General features: G+C 71.5%; 14 protein-coding genes and 1 pseudogene. 6 read left to right on the top strand and 9 right to left on the bottom strand.

The window, feature by feature from the left end; genetic code table 11:
- Window positions 1–81: 81 nt before the first annotated feature.
- The gene (locus AC2XR2_RS39985) at window positions 82–615 is read right to left on the bottom strand and encodes a 2'-5' RNA ligase family protein (RefSeq protein WP_491517796.1); all 534 of its coding nucleotides are present in this window, start codon (window positions 613–615) and stop codon (window positions 82–84) included.
- A 141-nt stretch (window positions 616–756) separates the two neighbouring features.
- On the opposite strand from AC2XR2_RS39985, the gene AC2XR2_RS39980 reads away from it, so the two are divergent.
- From AC2XR2_RS39980 to AC2XR2_RS39970, 3 genes are all read left to right on the top strand, one after another.
- Window positions 757–1,215 (top strand): MarR family winged helix-turn-helix transcriptional regulator, encoded by a 459-nt coding sequence (locus AC2XR2_RS39980; protein ID WP_381296902.1) that lies wholly within the window; start codon window positions 757–759, stop codon window positions 1,213–1,215.
- Window positions 1,216–1,349: 134 nt separating this feature from the next.
- Window positions 1,350–1,616 (top strand): chorismate mutase family protein, encoded by a 267-nt coding sequence (locus AC2XR2_RS39975; protein WP_330262689.1) that lies wholly within the window; start codon window positions 1,350–1,352, stop codon window positions 1,614–1,616.
- Between the two features lie 81 nt (window positions 1,617–1,697).
- Window positions 1,698–2,891 (top strand): CaiB/BaiF CoA transferase family protein, encoded by a 1,194-nt coding sequence (locus AC2XR2_RS39970; RefSeq protein WP_449350307.1) that lies wholly within the window; start codon window positions 1,698–1,700, stop codon window positions 2,889–2,891.
- Window positions 2,892–2,911: 20 nt separating this feature from the next.
- On the opposite strand, the gene AC2XR2_RS39965 is transcribed toward AC2XR2_RS39970, so the two are convergent.
- Entirely contained in the window at window positions 2,912–3,619 is a 708-nt protein-coding gene (locus AC2XR2_RS39965; RefSeq protein WP_381296906.1) for an SDR family oxidoreductase, read from the bottom strand.
- 102 nt (window positions 3,620–3,721) lie between these two features.
- Between AC2XR2_RS39965 and AC2XR2_RS39960 the strand changes: the two genes are divergently transcribed.
- Together AC2XR2_RS39960 and AC2XR2_RS39955 are read left to right on the top strand one after the other, a co-directional pair.
- On the top strand, window positions 3,722–4,558 hold the full coding sequence (locus AC2XR2_RS39960; protein WP_381296908.1) for a helix-turn-helix domain-containing protein: 837 nt from the start codon (window positions 3,722–3,724) through the stop codon (window positions 4,556–4,558).
- A gap of 36 nt (window positions 4,559–4,594) precedes the next feature.
- Window positions 4,595–5,173 carry a GNAT family N-acetyltransferase gene (locus tag AC2XR2_RS39955; protein ID WP_449350305.1) on the top strand — a complete coding sequence of 193 codons (579 nt, stop codon included), beginning with the start codon at window positions 4,595–4,597 and terminating at the stop codon, window positions 5,171–5,173.
- A 16-nt stretch (window positions 5,174–5,189) separates the two neighbouring features.
- Here the strand turns inward: AC2XR2_RS39955 and AC2XR2_RS39950 are convergent.
- The 7 genes and pseudogenes from AC2XR2_RS39950 to AC2XR2_RS39920 all read right to left on the bottom strand — a co-directional run bounded on the left by AC2XR2_RS39950 (window position 5,190) and on the right by AC2XR2_RS39920 (window position 13,143).
- A pseudogene (locus AC2XR2_RS39950) lies at window positions 5,190–5,738 on the bottom strand (GNAT family N-acetyltransferase).
- A gap of 40 nt (window positions 5,739–5,778) precedes the next feature.
- Window positions 5,779–7,839: a beta-galactosidase gene (locus tag AC2XR2_RS39945; protein WP_491517795.1), complete on the bottom strand. Its 2,061-nt coding sequence runs from the start codon at window positions 7,837–7,839 to the stop codon at window positions 5,779–5,781.
- Window positions 7,840–7,879: 40 nt separating this feature from the next.
- Window positions 7,880–8,698: a carbohydrate ABC transporter permease gene (locus AC2XR2_RS39940; protein ID WP_449350303.1), complete on the bottom strand. Its 819-nt coding sequence runs from the start codon at window positions 8,696–8,698 to the stop codon at window positions 7,880–7,882.
- Window positions 8,695–9,636, bottom strand: a complete 942-nt coding sequence (locus AC2XR2_RS39935) for a carbohydrate ABC transporter permease (protein ID WP_491517794.1) — start codon at window positions 9,634–9,636, stop codon at window positions 8,695–8,697. The genes AC2XR2_RS39940 and AC2XR2_RS39935 overlap by 4 nt, the downstream gene beginning before the upstream one ends.
- Window positions 9,637–9,647: 11 nt before the next feature.
- Window positions 9,648–10,985 (bottom strand): ABC transporter substrate-binding protein, encoded by a 1,338-nt coding sequence (locus AC2XR2_RS39930; protein ID WP_491517793.1) that lies wholly within the window; start codon window positions 10,983–10,985, stop codon window positions 9,648–9,650.
- 120 nt (window positions 10,986–11,105) lie between these two features.
- Complete coding sequence (locus tag AC2XR2_RS39925) at window positions 11,106–12,152, bottom strand: LacI family DNA-binding transcriptional regulator (protein WP_491517792.1); 1,047 nt, start codon at window positions 12,150–12,152, stop codon at window positions 11,106–11,108.
- 139 nt (window positions 12,153–12,291) lie between these two features.
- The gene (locus tag AC2XR2_RS39920; protein WP_491517791.1) at window positions 12,292–13,143 is read right to left on the bottom strand and encodes a hypothetical protein; all 852 of its coding nucleotides are present in this window, start codon (window positions 13,141–13,143) and stop codon (window positions 12,292–12,294) included.
- Window positions 13,144–13,385: 242 nt separating this feature from the next.
- Here AC2XR2_RS39920 and AC2XR2_RS39915 point away from each other — a divergent pair, with 242 nt between their 5' ends.
- On the top strand, window positions 13,386–14,063 hold the full coding sequence (locus AC2XR2_RS39915; RefSeq protein WP_449350299.1) for a LuxR C-terminal-related transcriptional regulator: 678 nt from the start codon (window positions 13,386–13,388) through the stop codon (window positions 14,061–14,063).
- The last annotated feature ends 280 nt before the right edge of the window (window positions 14,064–14,343 follow it).

The raw sequence follows: 14,343 nt of genomic DNA, 5'->3' as shown, positions 1-14,343 counted from the left end.
GGCCTGGTCGGGAGACCGGACGATACCGGCGGGACGAGCGCCCCGGCCACGGGGTTTCGGATCGACGAGGGGCGCGCCCGGCTACCGGAGCGCGAAGGACTCCAGGTGCTGCCAGTCGGTGCCGGTGTAGGTGACGAGGTCGACCTTCGACACCCGGGCCGAGAAGGGGAGGCCGGTGCGCAGGTCGGCTTCGGCTTCGTCCAGTACGGCGTCGTCCTCGGACTGGGCGACCGTCAGATGCGGGTGGGGCTCGTACTTTCCGCCGTACGGCGGGGCTTCCGGCCAGCGCGCGACGACCGCCTCCGTGAGTCGGCGGAACGGCGTGTCGGGGTCGGGGGCGAGATAGAGCACCCCGGGGAAACGTCCGCAGTCCTCGAAGCGCACGTCGAAGGCGGGGTGGCTGCCGAAGATCTCAGCGAGGGCGGCGCGGGTGTCGGCGTCGACGAGGGGCGCGGGCAGGAACGGGAAGAGCACGGTGACGTGCGCCGGGACGCCGGCCCGGGCCGCCGGGTCGTAGCGGTCGCGCCAGGCCCGCACCACGGGCTCGGCCGCCGGTACGGGTACGACGAGTGCCGTCTGGCCGCTGACGAAGGAGGCGGATGCGTCGACTGTCATGCCAAGGGTGTACCAGCCGGAGCCCGACGTCGGCGACGGCGACGCGAAGAACACTTGCACGCACGCACAACAGGCTTACGCCGACTATTTCACCGATGACATATTCTGGATCCCACCACTTCGGGACGGAGGCCCAGCCCCATGACCGCGACCGACCCCGCACTCACCGCCCTCGCCCAGGGCTGGTGCGCGCTCTCGCTCCTGCACGGCAGGATCGAGGCCCACATCGAGCGCGCCCTGCAGGCCGGGCACGACCTGAGCGTGCGGGAGTACTCCCTGCTGGACGTGCTGAGCCGGCAGCACGACGGGGACGGCGGTCATCTGCAGATGAAGCAGGTCGCCGACGCCGTCGTCCTCAGCCAGAGCGCCACGACCCGGCTGGTCACCCGCCTCGAGGACCGCGGGCTGCTGACCCGCTACCTGTGCCCGACCGACCGGCGCGGCATCTACACCAACGTCACCGAGGCCGGTCTGACCCTGCTGGAGGAGGCCCGCCCCACCAACGAGGCGGCCCTGCGCGAGGCCCTCGACGAAGCCGCCCGGAACCCCGAGCTCGCCCCGCTGGTCAAGGCGGTCGAGACCCTCGGCGTGCCCGCCTGATCCCTCGTCGTCGTCCGCAACGCATGGTTCCGCGACGCATTCCCGCCGACCGCCACGGGCAGGGTGTTCAGGGACCAGCTGTGAAGGAACGCGCCGCGTTTCGCGCAACTCGCGCAGAGGAACGGAGTTTCAGCGTGACGACGAACCAGGCCACCGCCCCGGGGGACGACGTGTCACTCACCCGGATAGAGCGTCTCGACGAGGAGATCATCGCGCTGCTGGCGCGGCGTCGCGAGATGGCCCAGGGGCTGCCCGCCCCGGCGCGGGCCCGTGCCGTGGACCCCGGTTTCACCGAGACCGTGCGGGAGATCACGGACCGCTACCGGCAGGAGCTCGGCGGGGCCGGCGAACTCGTCGCCCGCGCGGTCCTGGTGCTGTGCACGCCGGACCGCCGGAACTGAGGAAACGGCAGTACGAACCTGCCGGACGTCGCGCGGAGTGATCATTGACACCCTGTCCGACCCGACCGTACAAAGAGCCGCATGAGTCTGCCGCAGCTTCCCTTGTCCGGCGTCACCGTGGTCAGCCTGGAACAGGCCGTGGCCGCGCCGTACGCGACCCGGCAGCTCGCCGACCTCGGGGCCAGGGTGATCAAGGTGGAGCGGCCGGGCGAGGGTGATTTCGCCCGGCGCTACGACACGACCGTCCACGGCCACTCCAGCTACTTCGTGTGGCTCAACCGGTCCAAGGAGTCCCTCACCCTGGACCTCAAGGACCCGCGCGGCCTGGAGATCCTGCACCGACTCCTCGACGGCGCCGACGTGTTCGTCCAGAACCTGGCTCCGGGCGCGGCCGACCGGCTGGGCCTCGGCACCGCCGACCTCGCCGCGCGGTGGCCGCGGCTGATCCCGTGCACGATCTCCGGGTACGGCACCGACGGGCCGTGGGCGGACCGCAAGTCGTACGACCTGCTGGTGCAGTGCCAGACCGGGCTGGTGTCACTGACCGGGACCGCCGAGGAGACCGCGCGGGTCGGGATCTCCGTCGCCGACATCGCGGCCGGGATGTACGCCTACAGCGGCATCCTGACCGCCCTGTACACCCGCGCCACCACCGGCAGGGCCCACCCGGTGGAGGTGTCGCTGTTCGAGGCGCTGGCCGAGTGGATGAGCCAGCCCGCCAACTACACGCGGTACGGCGGCAGTCAGCCGCCGAGGCTGGGCACCCAGCACGCCACCATCGCCCCCTACGGCGCCTTCACGGCCGCCGACGGCAAGGACGTGCTGTTCTCCATCCAGAACGAACGCGAGTGGACCGTCCTGTGCGCCGATTTCCTACGGCAGCCCGAGCTGGCCGCGGATCCGCGGTTCGCGACCGGGTCCGCCCGGGTCGCCCACCGTGAGGAGATCAACGCGGTGGTCGCCGAGCGGATCGCCCGCTCCGACGCCGACGAAGTGCTGAAGGACCTGGAGGGGATGGGCATCGCCTGCGCCGGGGTCAACGACGTGGCCGCGTTCCTCGACCACCCGGTCCTGGCCGCCCGCGGCCGCTGGCACGAGGTCGCCGTCCCCGGCGGGGCCACGGTGGAGGCACTGCTCCCGCCGGCCGACCTCGCGGGACTGCCGGCCCGGATGGACCCGGTCCCGGCGGTGGGCGAGCACACCGGGGCGATCCTCACCGAGCTCGGCCGCAGCGACGACGACATCGCGGCGTTGCGTGCGGACGGGGTCGTCTGAGGGGCCGCGAACGTGGTGTGTCACCAGGGCAGCGGGCCGTTGACGTCGAAGAAGCCCCCGGTCGGGCCGTCCGGGGCGATCTGCGCCATCCGTACGATGATCTCGGCGCCCTCCGCCACGGTCTGCGTGCCCGTGTTGCCGTTCAGGTCGGTCCTGGTGAAGCCGGGCTCCACGGAGTTGATCCGCAGGTCCGGGAACGCCTTCGCGTACTGCACGGTGAGCATGTTGAGCGCGGTCTTGGAGCTCGGGTAGGCGATGCCGGGGTAGAAGTGCGCGGGGTGGTCCGGGTCGGAGAGGTGGGCCAGGGAGGCCAGTCCGCTGCTGACGTTGACCACGACCGGGGCGGCCGAACGCCGCAGCAGCGGCAGGAAGGCGTGCAGGACGCGGACGACGCCGAAGACGTTGGTCTCGTAGGTGGCGCGCATGTGGTCGGCGGTGACGGTCTCGGCGACCGGCACGCTGTTGTCGTCGGTGCGGGTCTCGATGCCGGCGTTGTTGATCAGGACGTCGAGTCCGCCGTCGGCCTCGACGGTCTTGGCCGCGGCGGCCACGGACGCGTCGTCGGTGACGTCGAGCTGGACGAACCGGGCGCCGAGTTCGGCGGCGGCAAGGCGGCCGCGCTCGGCGTCACGGGCACCGACGTAGACGGTGTGGCCTGCGGCGACGAGCCTGCGGGCGGTCTCGAAGCCGAGACCCTTGTTCGCTCCGGTGATGAGTGTTGTCGTCATGCCGGCCACCTTGCCGCGCCGTCGTGGGGCCTGCCAGAAGACCCTTCTTCCTGGGACTGGCGGTACCAGGCACATCGGCGGCCGGCGGTGTTCACTGGGGGCATGGCGGCGACGGAACTGGGACAGGCACTGCGGCGCTGGCGTGACCGGGTCGCCCCGGACGCGGCCGGGCTGCCCTTGGGCGGTCACCGGCGCGCGGCCGGACTGCGCCGCGAGGAACTGGCCCTGCTGGCGGGCATCTCGGTCGACTACGTGACGCGTCTCGAACAGGGGCGGGCGGCCAATCCGTCGGTGCAGGTGGTCGAGGCGCTGGCCCGGGCGCTGCGGCTGTCGGCGGACGAGCGGACGTATCTGTTCGGGCTCGCGGGGCAGGTGCCGCCGGGACCCGATGTCGTGCCCGCCTTCATCACGCCCAGCGTGCAGCGCCTGCTCGACCGGCTGGTCGACACCCCGGTCGCGGTGTCGGACGCGGCCATGACCCTGCTCGTGGCCAACCCGATGTACGCGGCGCTGCTGGGCGATCCGTCCGTCCTGCGCGGCTTCGAACGCAACGGCGTGTGGCGGAACTTCACGGGCATGCCGACCCGGGTGCGGCACACGCCGGAGGAGCGGGCGGCCTTCGAGGTCGGCATGGTCGCCGAACTCCGCGCGACCGCGGCCCGCTATCCCGCCGACCGCCACCTCACGCTCCTCGTCCGTGAGTTGCGTACTCGCAGCGAGCGGTTCGCCGAGCTGTGGGACGCGGGCGTGGTGGGCCGTCTCACCGCCTCGCGCAAGACGGTCGAGCACCCCCAGGTCGGCACGCTCACCCTGGACTGCGACCTGCTCCGGGTGGAGGACAACGACCTCCACATCCTGGTCTACTCGGCCGACCCCGGCACCGAGGCCGCCGACAAGCTACGGCTGATCTCGGTACTGGGCACACAGAGCCTGGTCTGAACGGACGTCGGCGGTGTCGTGTGGCAGCCTGGTGGTGTGCCGAAGGACGCGTACCGCGCGAGACCGCTGGACGAGACGACCTGGCCCGACTTCGTGTCGCTGATCGAGCGGCACAACGGCGTGTGGGGCGGCTGCTGGTGCATGGGCTTCCACTCCGAGGGTGTGGGCCGGCACAAGTCACCGGAGCGGAACCGGGCGGAGAAGGAGCTGCGGGTCCGGGAGGGCAGGGCGCACGCCGCGCTCGTCTACGACGGCTCGGTGTGCGTGGGCTGGTGCCAGTTCGGGCCGACCGGTGAGCTGCCCCGGATCAAGCACCGGCGCGTCTACGAGCAGGGTCTCGGCACCCCGCCCGACTGGCGCGTCACCTGCTTCTTCGTGGACAAGAGCCACCGGCGCCGGGGCGTGGCGGCCACCGCACTCGCCGGAGCCCTGCGGGAGATGACGCGGCTCGGCGGCGGCACCGTGGAGAGCTACCCCGAGGACGCCGAGAACCGCACGGTGTCCTCCTCCTTCCTGCACAACGGGACCGTAGCCCTGTTCGAGGCACACGGCTTCACGCGCACCCGGCAGATCGGCAAACACCACTGGGTCGTGACGCGGACCCTGGCGGGCTAGGCACCCGGTCCAGAGGTCAGGGGGTCGAAGCGGCCGACGACCACACGCCGTACCAGTGCTCGGCGCCCCACTCCTCGAACCGGCCCGCCTCCTCGAAGCCGAGTCGGTGCGCGAGGCGCAGCGAGCGGTCGTTGTCGGTCCGGGTGGCGAGCACGACCGGTTCGCCGGGGAGCACGCCGGCGAACCACGAGAGCGCCGCCGCGCACGCCTCGGTGGCGTATCCGCCTCCCCACGCCTACGGCAGCAACAGGTAGCCGAGTTCCACCTTCCCGGCGCCGGGACTGACGCGGCTCCGATGCTCCGGGTCCCGCCGGTTGAGCTCGGCGATGCCGATCATCGTGCCGTCGCGCTCGATCACGAAGAGGCCGGGGCGCCGTCCGGGCACCTCGGGCACGTCGCGTTCGAGCTCGTCGCGTGATCGAGCGCCGCCGAGATAGGTGTGCACCTGCGGTGCGGCGAACAGGTCGATGAACGCCGTACGGTCCCGGGCCTCGGAGCCGCGGAGCACGAGCCGTTCCGTCCGGATCGGGGCGGGTGGCCAGGCGGTGGTTCCAAGGTCAGCCATGGCGGCAACCTAGCGCACCCGCCGGTGGCGGCTCGGGCGGTCACCAACCCCCTTCATCCGTGAGGACCTTGACGTCCCAGGGGCCGAGGGGGACCTCATCGGCGTACGCCTCGTCCGTCAGCACGTCCCGCAGTGGTGCCGGGACCGGGACCGACACCGTGGCCCACGACCAGTTGTGCAGGAAGCGGACGCGGCGGCCGTCGCGGGCCGTGGCGGAGCTTGCCCTGACACTCGGGTGGGCCGGGCGCCAGGTGGCGGGGGCGGTCCACTCGAAGAGCGCGCGGGCGAAGGCGGGGTCGGGGACCGTGCCGACATAGGTGATCCGGCCCGCGCCGTGCCGGTGGGTGGTGGCCGCCGGCCAGCGGCCGAAGTGCGGGTGGTCGTAGGCGGCCAACTCCTCGGCGCCCTGCGGTTGGAGGCCGTCGGCCCAGTGCAGGGCGCGGGCCTCGGGCGGCAGCGGAAGGCTGTCCGTACCGGTCACCGGGAGCGGGGCGCCCAGGTTGCTGAACTCGTCGTACGTCACCCCGGCCGCCGCCGCGAGCCGGCCGGGCTGGACGTCGGTGCGGGCCCGCGCCTCCGTGTCGCCGTAGCCGGTGCGGGGGCCGAGGATCAGGTGGCCGCCCGCTTCGGCGTAGGCCTTGAGACGGTCGAGGGTCTCGTCGGCGGCGGCGTAGAAGGCGGGGGCGACCAGGACGTCGGGCAGCTCGGCAGCGGGGAGTTGGCCCGGGTGGAGAATGCGCGTCTGGAGGCCGGCGTCGAAAGCGCCTCGGTAGAAGGCGTCGAAGACGGTCTCGTACGACCGCCCGTCGGCGCTGCCGTCCGCCAGGGCGAGCGCCGGCTGGCCCTGGAGCGCCCACTTGCTGGGGCCGTCGTACAGGAAGGCGACGTCGGCGTCCGGGGTGAGGGACGCGGCGAGGTCGCCCGCCTTCTCCAACTCCGCTCCCAGGGCCGCGAGTTCCCGGTACACCCGGCCGGGGCGGCCGTTGTGCGGGAGGACGCCGCCCCAGTAGGTCTCGGCGCCGAAGTGCAGGGTGTGCCAGTGCCAGTACTCGATCATGGAGGCGCCCCGGGAGATCAACGCCCAGGCGGCCTGGCGCCATTGGCCGTCGTAGGCGGGGCGGTTGTTCCAGGGGTAGCCGATCGCCTGGGCGTTGGTCTCCGTGACCAGGAAGGGCTCCTGGCGGGAGGAGTACATGCGGTCGGCGCTGCGGTACAGCGCCCAGGTCCCGTTGGTCGTCCAGTCCTGTCCGTCGCCGCCGCGGTCGGGCAGTTCCAGGGCGTCCTGCATCGTGTAGTACGGGTTGCCGGCGGTGACGTCGAGCCGTGCGGTGAGCTTGTCGTCCTCGACGCCCGGGCGGTCGTAGGAGATGCAGGTGGTGACGAATTGCCCCTCGCGCGCGTACTCGCGGACGATGTCGGCCTGCCACTCGATGAACTCGGTGACGAGCCGCGCCTGGAAGCGGCGCCAGGCCAGGTCGTACTGGGGCTGGACGTTGCCGTCCGGGGTCCACAGGTCGGCCCAGGTGGAGAGCCGGTGGGACCAGTAGACCAGGCCCCATTCACGGTTGAGGGTCTCCACGTCGCCGTACTGCGCACGGAGTTCGTCGGTGAAGCGCTGGAACACGCCGTGGTTGTGCAGGAGATGGAGGCCGGGTTCGTTGTCGACCTGGTAGCCGATCACGGCCGGGTGGTCGGCGTACCGGGCGACGATTTTGCGGATGATGCGTTCGGCGTGGAAGCGGAACGCCGGGTGGGTGAGGTCGACCTCCTGCCGGGCGCCCCAGCCGATGCGCTCGCCGGTGCGCGACTCCCCCGCGATCTCCGGGTACTGGCGGGCCAGCCACGGCGGCACGGCGTACGTGGGCGTCCCGAGGATCACCGAGATGCCCCGCTCGTGGGCGCCGTCGAGGACGGGCTGGAGCCAGTCGAGGTCGAAGCGGCCGTTCTCGGGCTCCCAGGTCGACCAGACCGACTCGCCCACCCGGATCACGGTGAAGTGCGCCTCGGCCATCAGGTCGAGGTCGTCCTTCAGCCGCTCGTACGGCTGGTACTCGTGGTAGTACGCGGCTCCGAACAGGACGCGGGGTGGAAGCTGGAACATCCTTCTCCAATACGGTGGTTGAGTCGGCCTTGGGATCCCGTCAGCCCTTGACGGCGCCCGTGGACAGTCCTTCGAGGAGCTGCTTGCGCAGGATCACGAAGAGGGCGACCGCGGGCACCACGGCGATGACGGCTCCGGCGAGCACCAGGTCGTACTGCCGTTGCTCGGAGACGAAGAGGGTCTGGAGGCCGAGCGGCAGCGTGTACTGGGAGCTGTCGGAGACCAGCACCAGCGGCCACAGGAAGCTGTTGTAGCTCTGGAGGAACTGCCAGACGGCGAGGGCGCCGAGCGAGGGCCGCAGCAGGGGCAGCACGATGGTGCGGAAGATGCCGAACTCGCTCGCCCCGTCGATGCGGGCGGCCTCCAGGACGGAGTCCGGGACGGACTGCACGATGTACTGCTGCATCATGAAGATCCCGAAAGCGGGCGCCACCCACGGCACGATGAGCGCGAACCACGGGCTGCCGAGGCCGGTCTTGACGAGGATCACGAACAGCGGGACCAGGATCACCGCGAACGGCACCGACAGCGAGCTGAACATCACGCCGAACAGCAGCCGCTTCCCGGCGAAGCGGAACTTGGCGAAGCCGTAGCCGGCGAGGGCGCACACGAACACGGAGACCGTGGTGGCGACGAGGGCGACGACCGTGCTCATGAGGAACCAGCGCCAGAACGGCTGCCCGGAGAACAGGCGTTGGTAGTTGTCGAGGGTGAACGGGTCGGGCAGCAGCCGGGGCGGGTAGGCGAAGATGTCGCCGCGCGGCTTGAACGAGCCGCTCAGCGCCCACAGCAGCGGGGCGAGGAAGGCGAGGAGCAGCAGGACGAGCGTGCCGTAGAGGGGTATGCGGGTGCGCATCATGCGGACGCCCTCCCGATGCCGAGGAGCCGGTTGAAGAGCTGGCTGAGGCCGAAGACGAGCACGAACAGCACGACGGCCGCGGCGGCCGCGTAGCCGAACTGCTGGCGCTGGAAGGCGGCCCGGTAGATGAACATCGTGACCGAGAGCGTGGATTCGGCCGGTCCGCCGCCGGTGAGGAGATACGGCTCCTCGAAGATCTGGGCCGCGCCGATGAAGGAGGTGACCACGACGAACGCGGTCACGGGCTTCAGGGCGGGGAGCGTGACGGTGGTGAAGGTGCGCAGCCGTCCGGCGCCGTCGAGCGCGGCGGCCTCGTACAACTCCTTGGGCACGTTCTGGAGTCCGGCGAGGAAGAACACCGTGAGGTAGCCCGTCCAGCGCCACAGCATCACCAGCGCGATGCTCACCTTGGCAAGGCCCGGATCGCCGAGCCAGTCGACGCCGCCGGTCCCGAACAGGGCCCGCAGGATGGAGTTGAGCAGGCCGAACTGCCGGTCGAAGAGCAGCCCGAAGATGAGCGCGACCAGGATCGGGGAGACGACGATCGGCACGAAGTAGGCGGTGCGCCACAGGTCCCGGGCGCGCAGGCCACGGGTGTTGAGGGCCTGCGCGATCAGCAGCGCGAGCGGGACCACGACACAGACGGCGACGAGCACGAAGACGGCCGTGTTGCCGAGGGCCCGGTGGAAGCTGATGTCGGTGAACAGGTTGCGGTAGTTGCGCAGGCCGACCCAGTGCGGGGCGCCGAGACCGACCCATTCGGTGAGGCTGAGCCACAGCGAGACCGCGATCGGGATCAGCATGAACAGGACGTAGAGGAGGTAGAAGGGCGAGATGAAGAGGTACGGCGCCCAGGACCGGCGGGGGCGCCGGGCGGCACCGGTCTCGCCGGTGCGTTGGTCGGTGGTGCGGGCGTGGCCCGCGACGGCGGTGGTCATGGCGGGGCCTCCTAACGTCCGGCCTGGTCGCGGTAGTCGGCCGCGGTCTGCTTGAGCGCCTGGCGTGGGCTGACGTCACCGCGGTAGGCGCGCAGGAGGTTGCCCGCGAGGACGTCGAAGAGGATCGACTGGTCGGGGCTCTGGTAGAAGGCGGGGACGTCGGGCAGCAACGACCGGTAGAGCCTGAAGAGTTGCTGTCCGCCGCAGAAGGCGTCCTTCGTGGCGTTGAGGGCCGGGTCCTCGTACACGGAGCGGCGGGTGGGCAGATAGCCGGTCTCGGTGAAGCGGCGGACCTGGCCTTCGTGGGTGAGCCAGGTGTTGAGCAGGAAGTCGACGGCGGCCTCGGTGTTCGCCTTGTCCTTGACGACACCGAATCCGGTGCCGCCGAGGGCCGCGGTCACTCCGCCGCCCCTCGTGAACCGGGGCAGGCCCCGGACCCGCCATCTGCCCTTCTGCTCGGGCACGTTGGGGAGCAGGCCGTAGTTCTTGTACCAGATCGCCATGGGCAGCCCCGCGACCTTGTTCGTCTTCAGGGCGGTCTGCATGGCCGCCCCGTAGTAGTCGGAGATGTCGATGACGAAGCCGGTGCGCAGCCCGTCGCACAGGAACCGCAGGGTCTCCTCGGCCTCCGGTGAGTCGAGGACCAGGTCTCCGTCGGCGTCGAAGAAGGCGCCGCCGCGCTGGTAGAGCAGCATCTGGAAGGACTGGACGACCTGTCCGGCGTCGCTGCCGACCGTGGAGACGACACAGAGGGAGGCCCCGTGGTCCTGGTGCACGCGGGCACCGAGTTCGGCGTACTCCTCCCACGTGGCGGTGTCCGTGGGGAGGTTCCACTTCGAGAACAAGTCGTCGCGGTAGTAGTAGACGACCATCGGGGTGTCGGAGTCGAGTGCGTAGAGGCCGCCGTCCTTGCTGTAGGGGGCGAGGCGGGCGGGCAGCAGGTCGTCCTTCAGGCCGGGGACGCCGGCGATGTCGGGGGTCAGGTCGTGCAGGAGGCGCGGCGCGATGTCACCGCGCAGCATGCGGGGGAAGCTGCCGATCTCGAAGCCGATCGTGTCGGGGGTGCCGCGGCCGGCGACGGCCTGGGCGAGGAGCTTGGTGACGAGGTCGGCGGGTCCCGCGCGGGTGACGTCGAGGTGGTAGCGGAAGTCGGTGAGCCGGTCGGCCTCCGGGATGCCCTTGCGGAAGAAGGCCTCGTAGCCGGGGTCGTGGGTCCACAGGGACAGGGTCACGTCTCCGGAGGTGCGGACGGTGGTGGTGCCGGCGCCGCAGGCGGTGAGGGCGGCGGCGGTGCCCAGGCCTAGGGCGCCGCGCAGCAGGGTGCGGCGGGTCGGGGGTGCGGGGAACACACGTGACTCCTCACGTGGTGCGGCTACGGGGAGCGCGGGTGCGGCCGTCCCTGGCGGCACGCGCGGGCAGGGCGGAGCGGGCCCGGGGCGGGGTGCGCCGCGGGCCGTCGCGCCGACGGTTCAGCGAAGGGGTGGTGCGGGTTCGCGTACCGGGCCGCTGGAGGCCCGTACGGTCAACTCGGTGGCGGTGGGCGTGTGTTCGGCCGGGACGGGTCTGTCCTCGATCATGGCGATGAGCACGTCGACGGCCCGGTCGGCGACCGCGGTGAAGTCCTGGCGGACGGTGGTCAGGGGCGGGGCGAGATAGGCGGCGGCGGGGATGTCGTCGAAGCCGACGACGCTGACGTCACCGGGGACCGACCGGCCCGCCTCGGCGAAGGCCCGCAGCGCGCCGATGGCCATGTCGTCGTTGGCGGCGAACACGGCGGTGACGTCGGAGAGCTGGGCGAGCTGACGGCCGGCCGTGTAGCCGGAGGCGGGGCTCCAGTCGCCCTCGACCGGCAGCGGGGGTTCGGGGGCACCGGCGGCGGCGAGGGCCTCGCGCCAACCGCGGGCGCGGTCGCGGGCGGCCCACCAGTCGTGTGGTCCCGGGATGTGCCAGACGGTGCGGTGTCCCAGGGCGAGCAGGTGCTCGGTGGCGGTCCGGGCGGCCGCGACCCCGTCGGCGCCGACGACGGCGCTGTTGCCGTGGCCGACCTCGACGCCTTCGCCGAGGCTGACCACCGGTACGTCCGCGCTGAGGCGCAGGGGTGTCCCGTCGTCGATCGGCTCGGACAGGACGACGCCGTCCACACCCTGCTCCAGGAGCGCCTCCACGGCGACCTGGACCGGCTGTCCCTCCAGGGTGCCGGCCAGGGTGAAGGCGTATCCCTTGCGGTGCATGGCCCGCTCCAGGGCGAGGAGCAGGGTGGCGGGGCCGTAGAGCGCGCTGCCGAGCGAGACCACGCCGATCCGCCGGTAGCGGCCGAGGAGCAGGGCGCGCGCCGCGTTGTTCGGGCGGTAGCCCAGCTCCTCCACAGCCCGGAGCACGCGGTCGCGCACCTCCGGGCTGACGTGCGGTTCGCCGTTGACGACCCGCGACACGGTCTTCTGGGAGACACCGGCGGCGCGCGCGACCTCGGTCATGCCGGGGCCGCGGCGAGGACGGCGGGAGGCGGGTGTCGTCATCTGCTCTCCTTTTCGACTACGTAGTCATACAACGTCTCGACTGAGCCGCCCAGCTGCATGACTACGTAGTCAAGACAGTGACACCTTCCTCCGGACCGCGTCAATGCTTCTCACGCGATGGAAGTTCGTACGCGACGGATCAGTAGCCGTACCGGCTCTTCAGGTGGCGCCAGAAGTCACGCAGCATCCACTTGTCGAACTCGGTGATCTGGGTCGCACTGCCCGCCTTCATGAGGAAGCAGCACTGGCCGGTCGGGGTCCAGTCGTAGAAGTCGTCGAGGCCGAAGGTGTGGCCGACCTCGTGGAGATAGATGTGGATGTTCTCATGGGTGAGGGCCCCGGTGAAGTACTCCTGGCCGACGCGCTGGCCCCAGTCCCCGCCGGCGCCGCCCTGGAAGCCCTTGGTGAGCCAGAGCGACTGGTCGTAGTGGCGGGCCGCACCGCCGGGGCACTTCGAGTAGTTGCCGTCCTGGTGGAAGAAGCGGCCGCAGTCGGGGGCGCACTGCGGGGCGCCGCCGGAGTCGAGGTTTCCGGCGTAGATGTCGACCGAGTTGTCGGTCCACTGGAGGGTGGAGCGGTTCTTCACCGCCCAGCCGACGATGTTGACGGGGACGGTGGTGTAGGGCCAGGCGTTGGTGCCGGTGCCGTTGTCGAGCATGGCCGCCATCCACTTGCCGAACTGCTTCTTGAGCGCCGCGTGGACCTGGTCGCGCAGGGCGGCGCTGACGGGGGCGTCGGACTCCCAGCGGACGCAGTAGTTGACGCTGCCCTTGTTCGCGACGACCTGGTCCCAGCCGTAGTTGCGGAAGCCGTAGAGGTTGCCGTAGGTCGACTCGACGTGGTTCCACACCTCGCCCAGGGGCTGGACGAGGTTCGCGGGCGGGTTCCAGGTGTCCGCCGCCTGCGCGGGGGTCGCGGTGACGGCGGGGCCGGCGAACGCCGCGAGCAGGGTGGCCAGGACGGTGACGAGACGCACGAGACGGGTGCGCATGGAGTGAACTCCCTTCGTGGGGGTGGGATTTCACTGGGGAGTCGCCGCCGGGGGCTCTCGGGTTGCCCATGTTGCGTGTGTCCGGGCAGTAGCGGGGCCGGGGTAAACCGAAGCGGAATGTGAGCCACCCCACAATCGATACGCTCCCGTTTCGATAGCCGCGGGGCTAGGCTGATTCCACGAGAACGAAACGGTTTCGTTTAGCACGATTGCCCGCTGGGCGAGGATGGAGCACGCACGCCATGACCAGCATCCTCATCGCCACCGGCCAGGCACTTCAGCGTGTCGGCCTCCGTATGCTCCTGGAGTCGCAGCCCGATCTGACCGTGGTCGGCGAGGCGGCACCGGGACCCGAGACGGTCCGGCTCAGCGCCCTGCTCCGGCCGGACGTCGTCCTGCTGGACGGCCGTAGCGGCGACGCGGACACCGCGGAGACGGTGCGCCGCATCGCCCACGTTCCGGACGGGGCCGCCCCGCACGTCCTGCTGCTCACCGCGGACGACGACACCTCCCCCTACGCCGCCCTGCGCGCCGGGGCCGCCGGGCATCTGCCCGAGGGGGCCACCGCGGAGGAACTCGTCGCGGCCGTCCGGGTCGTGGCTGCCGGTGACGTCGTCGTCTCCCCCGGGCTGACCCGCGCGCTCATCGACGCCGTCCGCAACCAGCGGGCCCTGGACGGTCCGGCGCCGGGCAACCGGCTGGGCAGCCTCACGGGACGCGAGCGCGACGTGCTCGCCGCGGTCGCCTCCGGCGACTCCAACTCCGAGATCGCCGACCGGCTCTCCATCGCGCCGACCACGGTGAAGTCCCACGTCAGCAACATCCTCACCAAGATCGGCGCCCGCGGCCGGGTCCAGGCGGTCGTCTTCGCCTACGAGTCGGGCCTGGTGAGACCGGCCCAGCACGTGCTGCACGCGTGAGAGCCACGGCCTCGTGCCGACCGGGGCCCGCCGGTTCCGGTTGCAGGGCGGCTGCGGGCAGGTGGTGGCTGGTCGCGCAGTTCCCTGCGCCCCTGGGCAGTTGCCGGTGACCTGCGCCATGACGGGCCGGTCAGCCGCCCGCGCCCGCCACTCACCCGCCTCCGGCGAGCGCCACCACGCCGGGGGCGGGGGCGTGGCCCGGCATCGGCGTACACCGGAGGGCAGGGGGCGGACCGCCATCGCCGCGCCCCGGGACGCCTGGCGCCGCACGGCCTCGCCG

This window comes from Streptomyces sp. LS-MS-L19 (assembly GCF_058382285.1).
The sequence above is the reverse complement of the archived record's forward strand: the minus strand, read 5'-3'. Positions and strand labels throughout refer to the sequence as shown.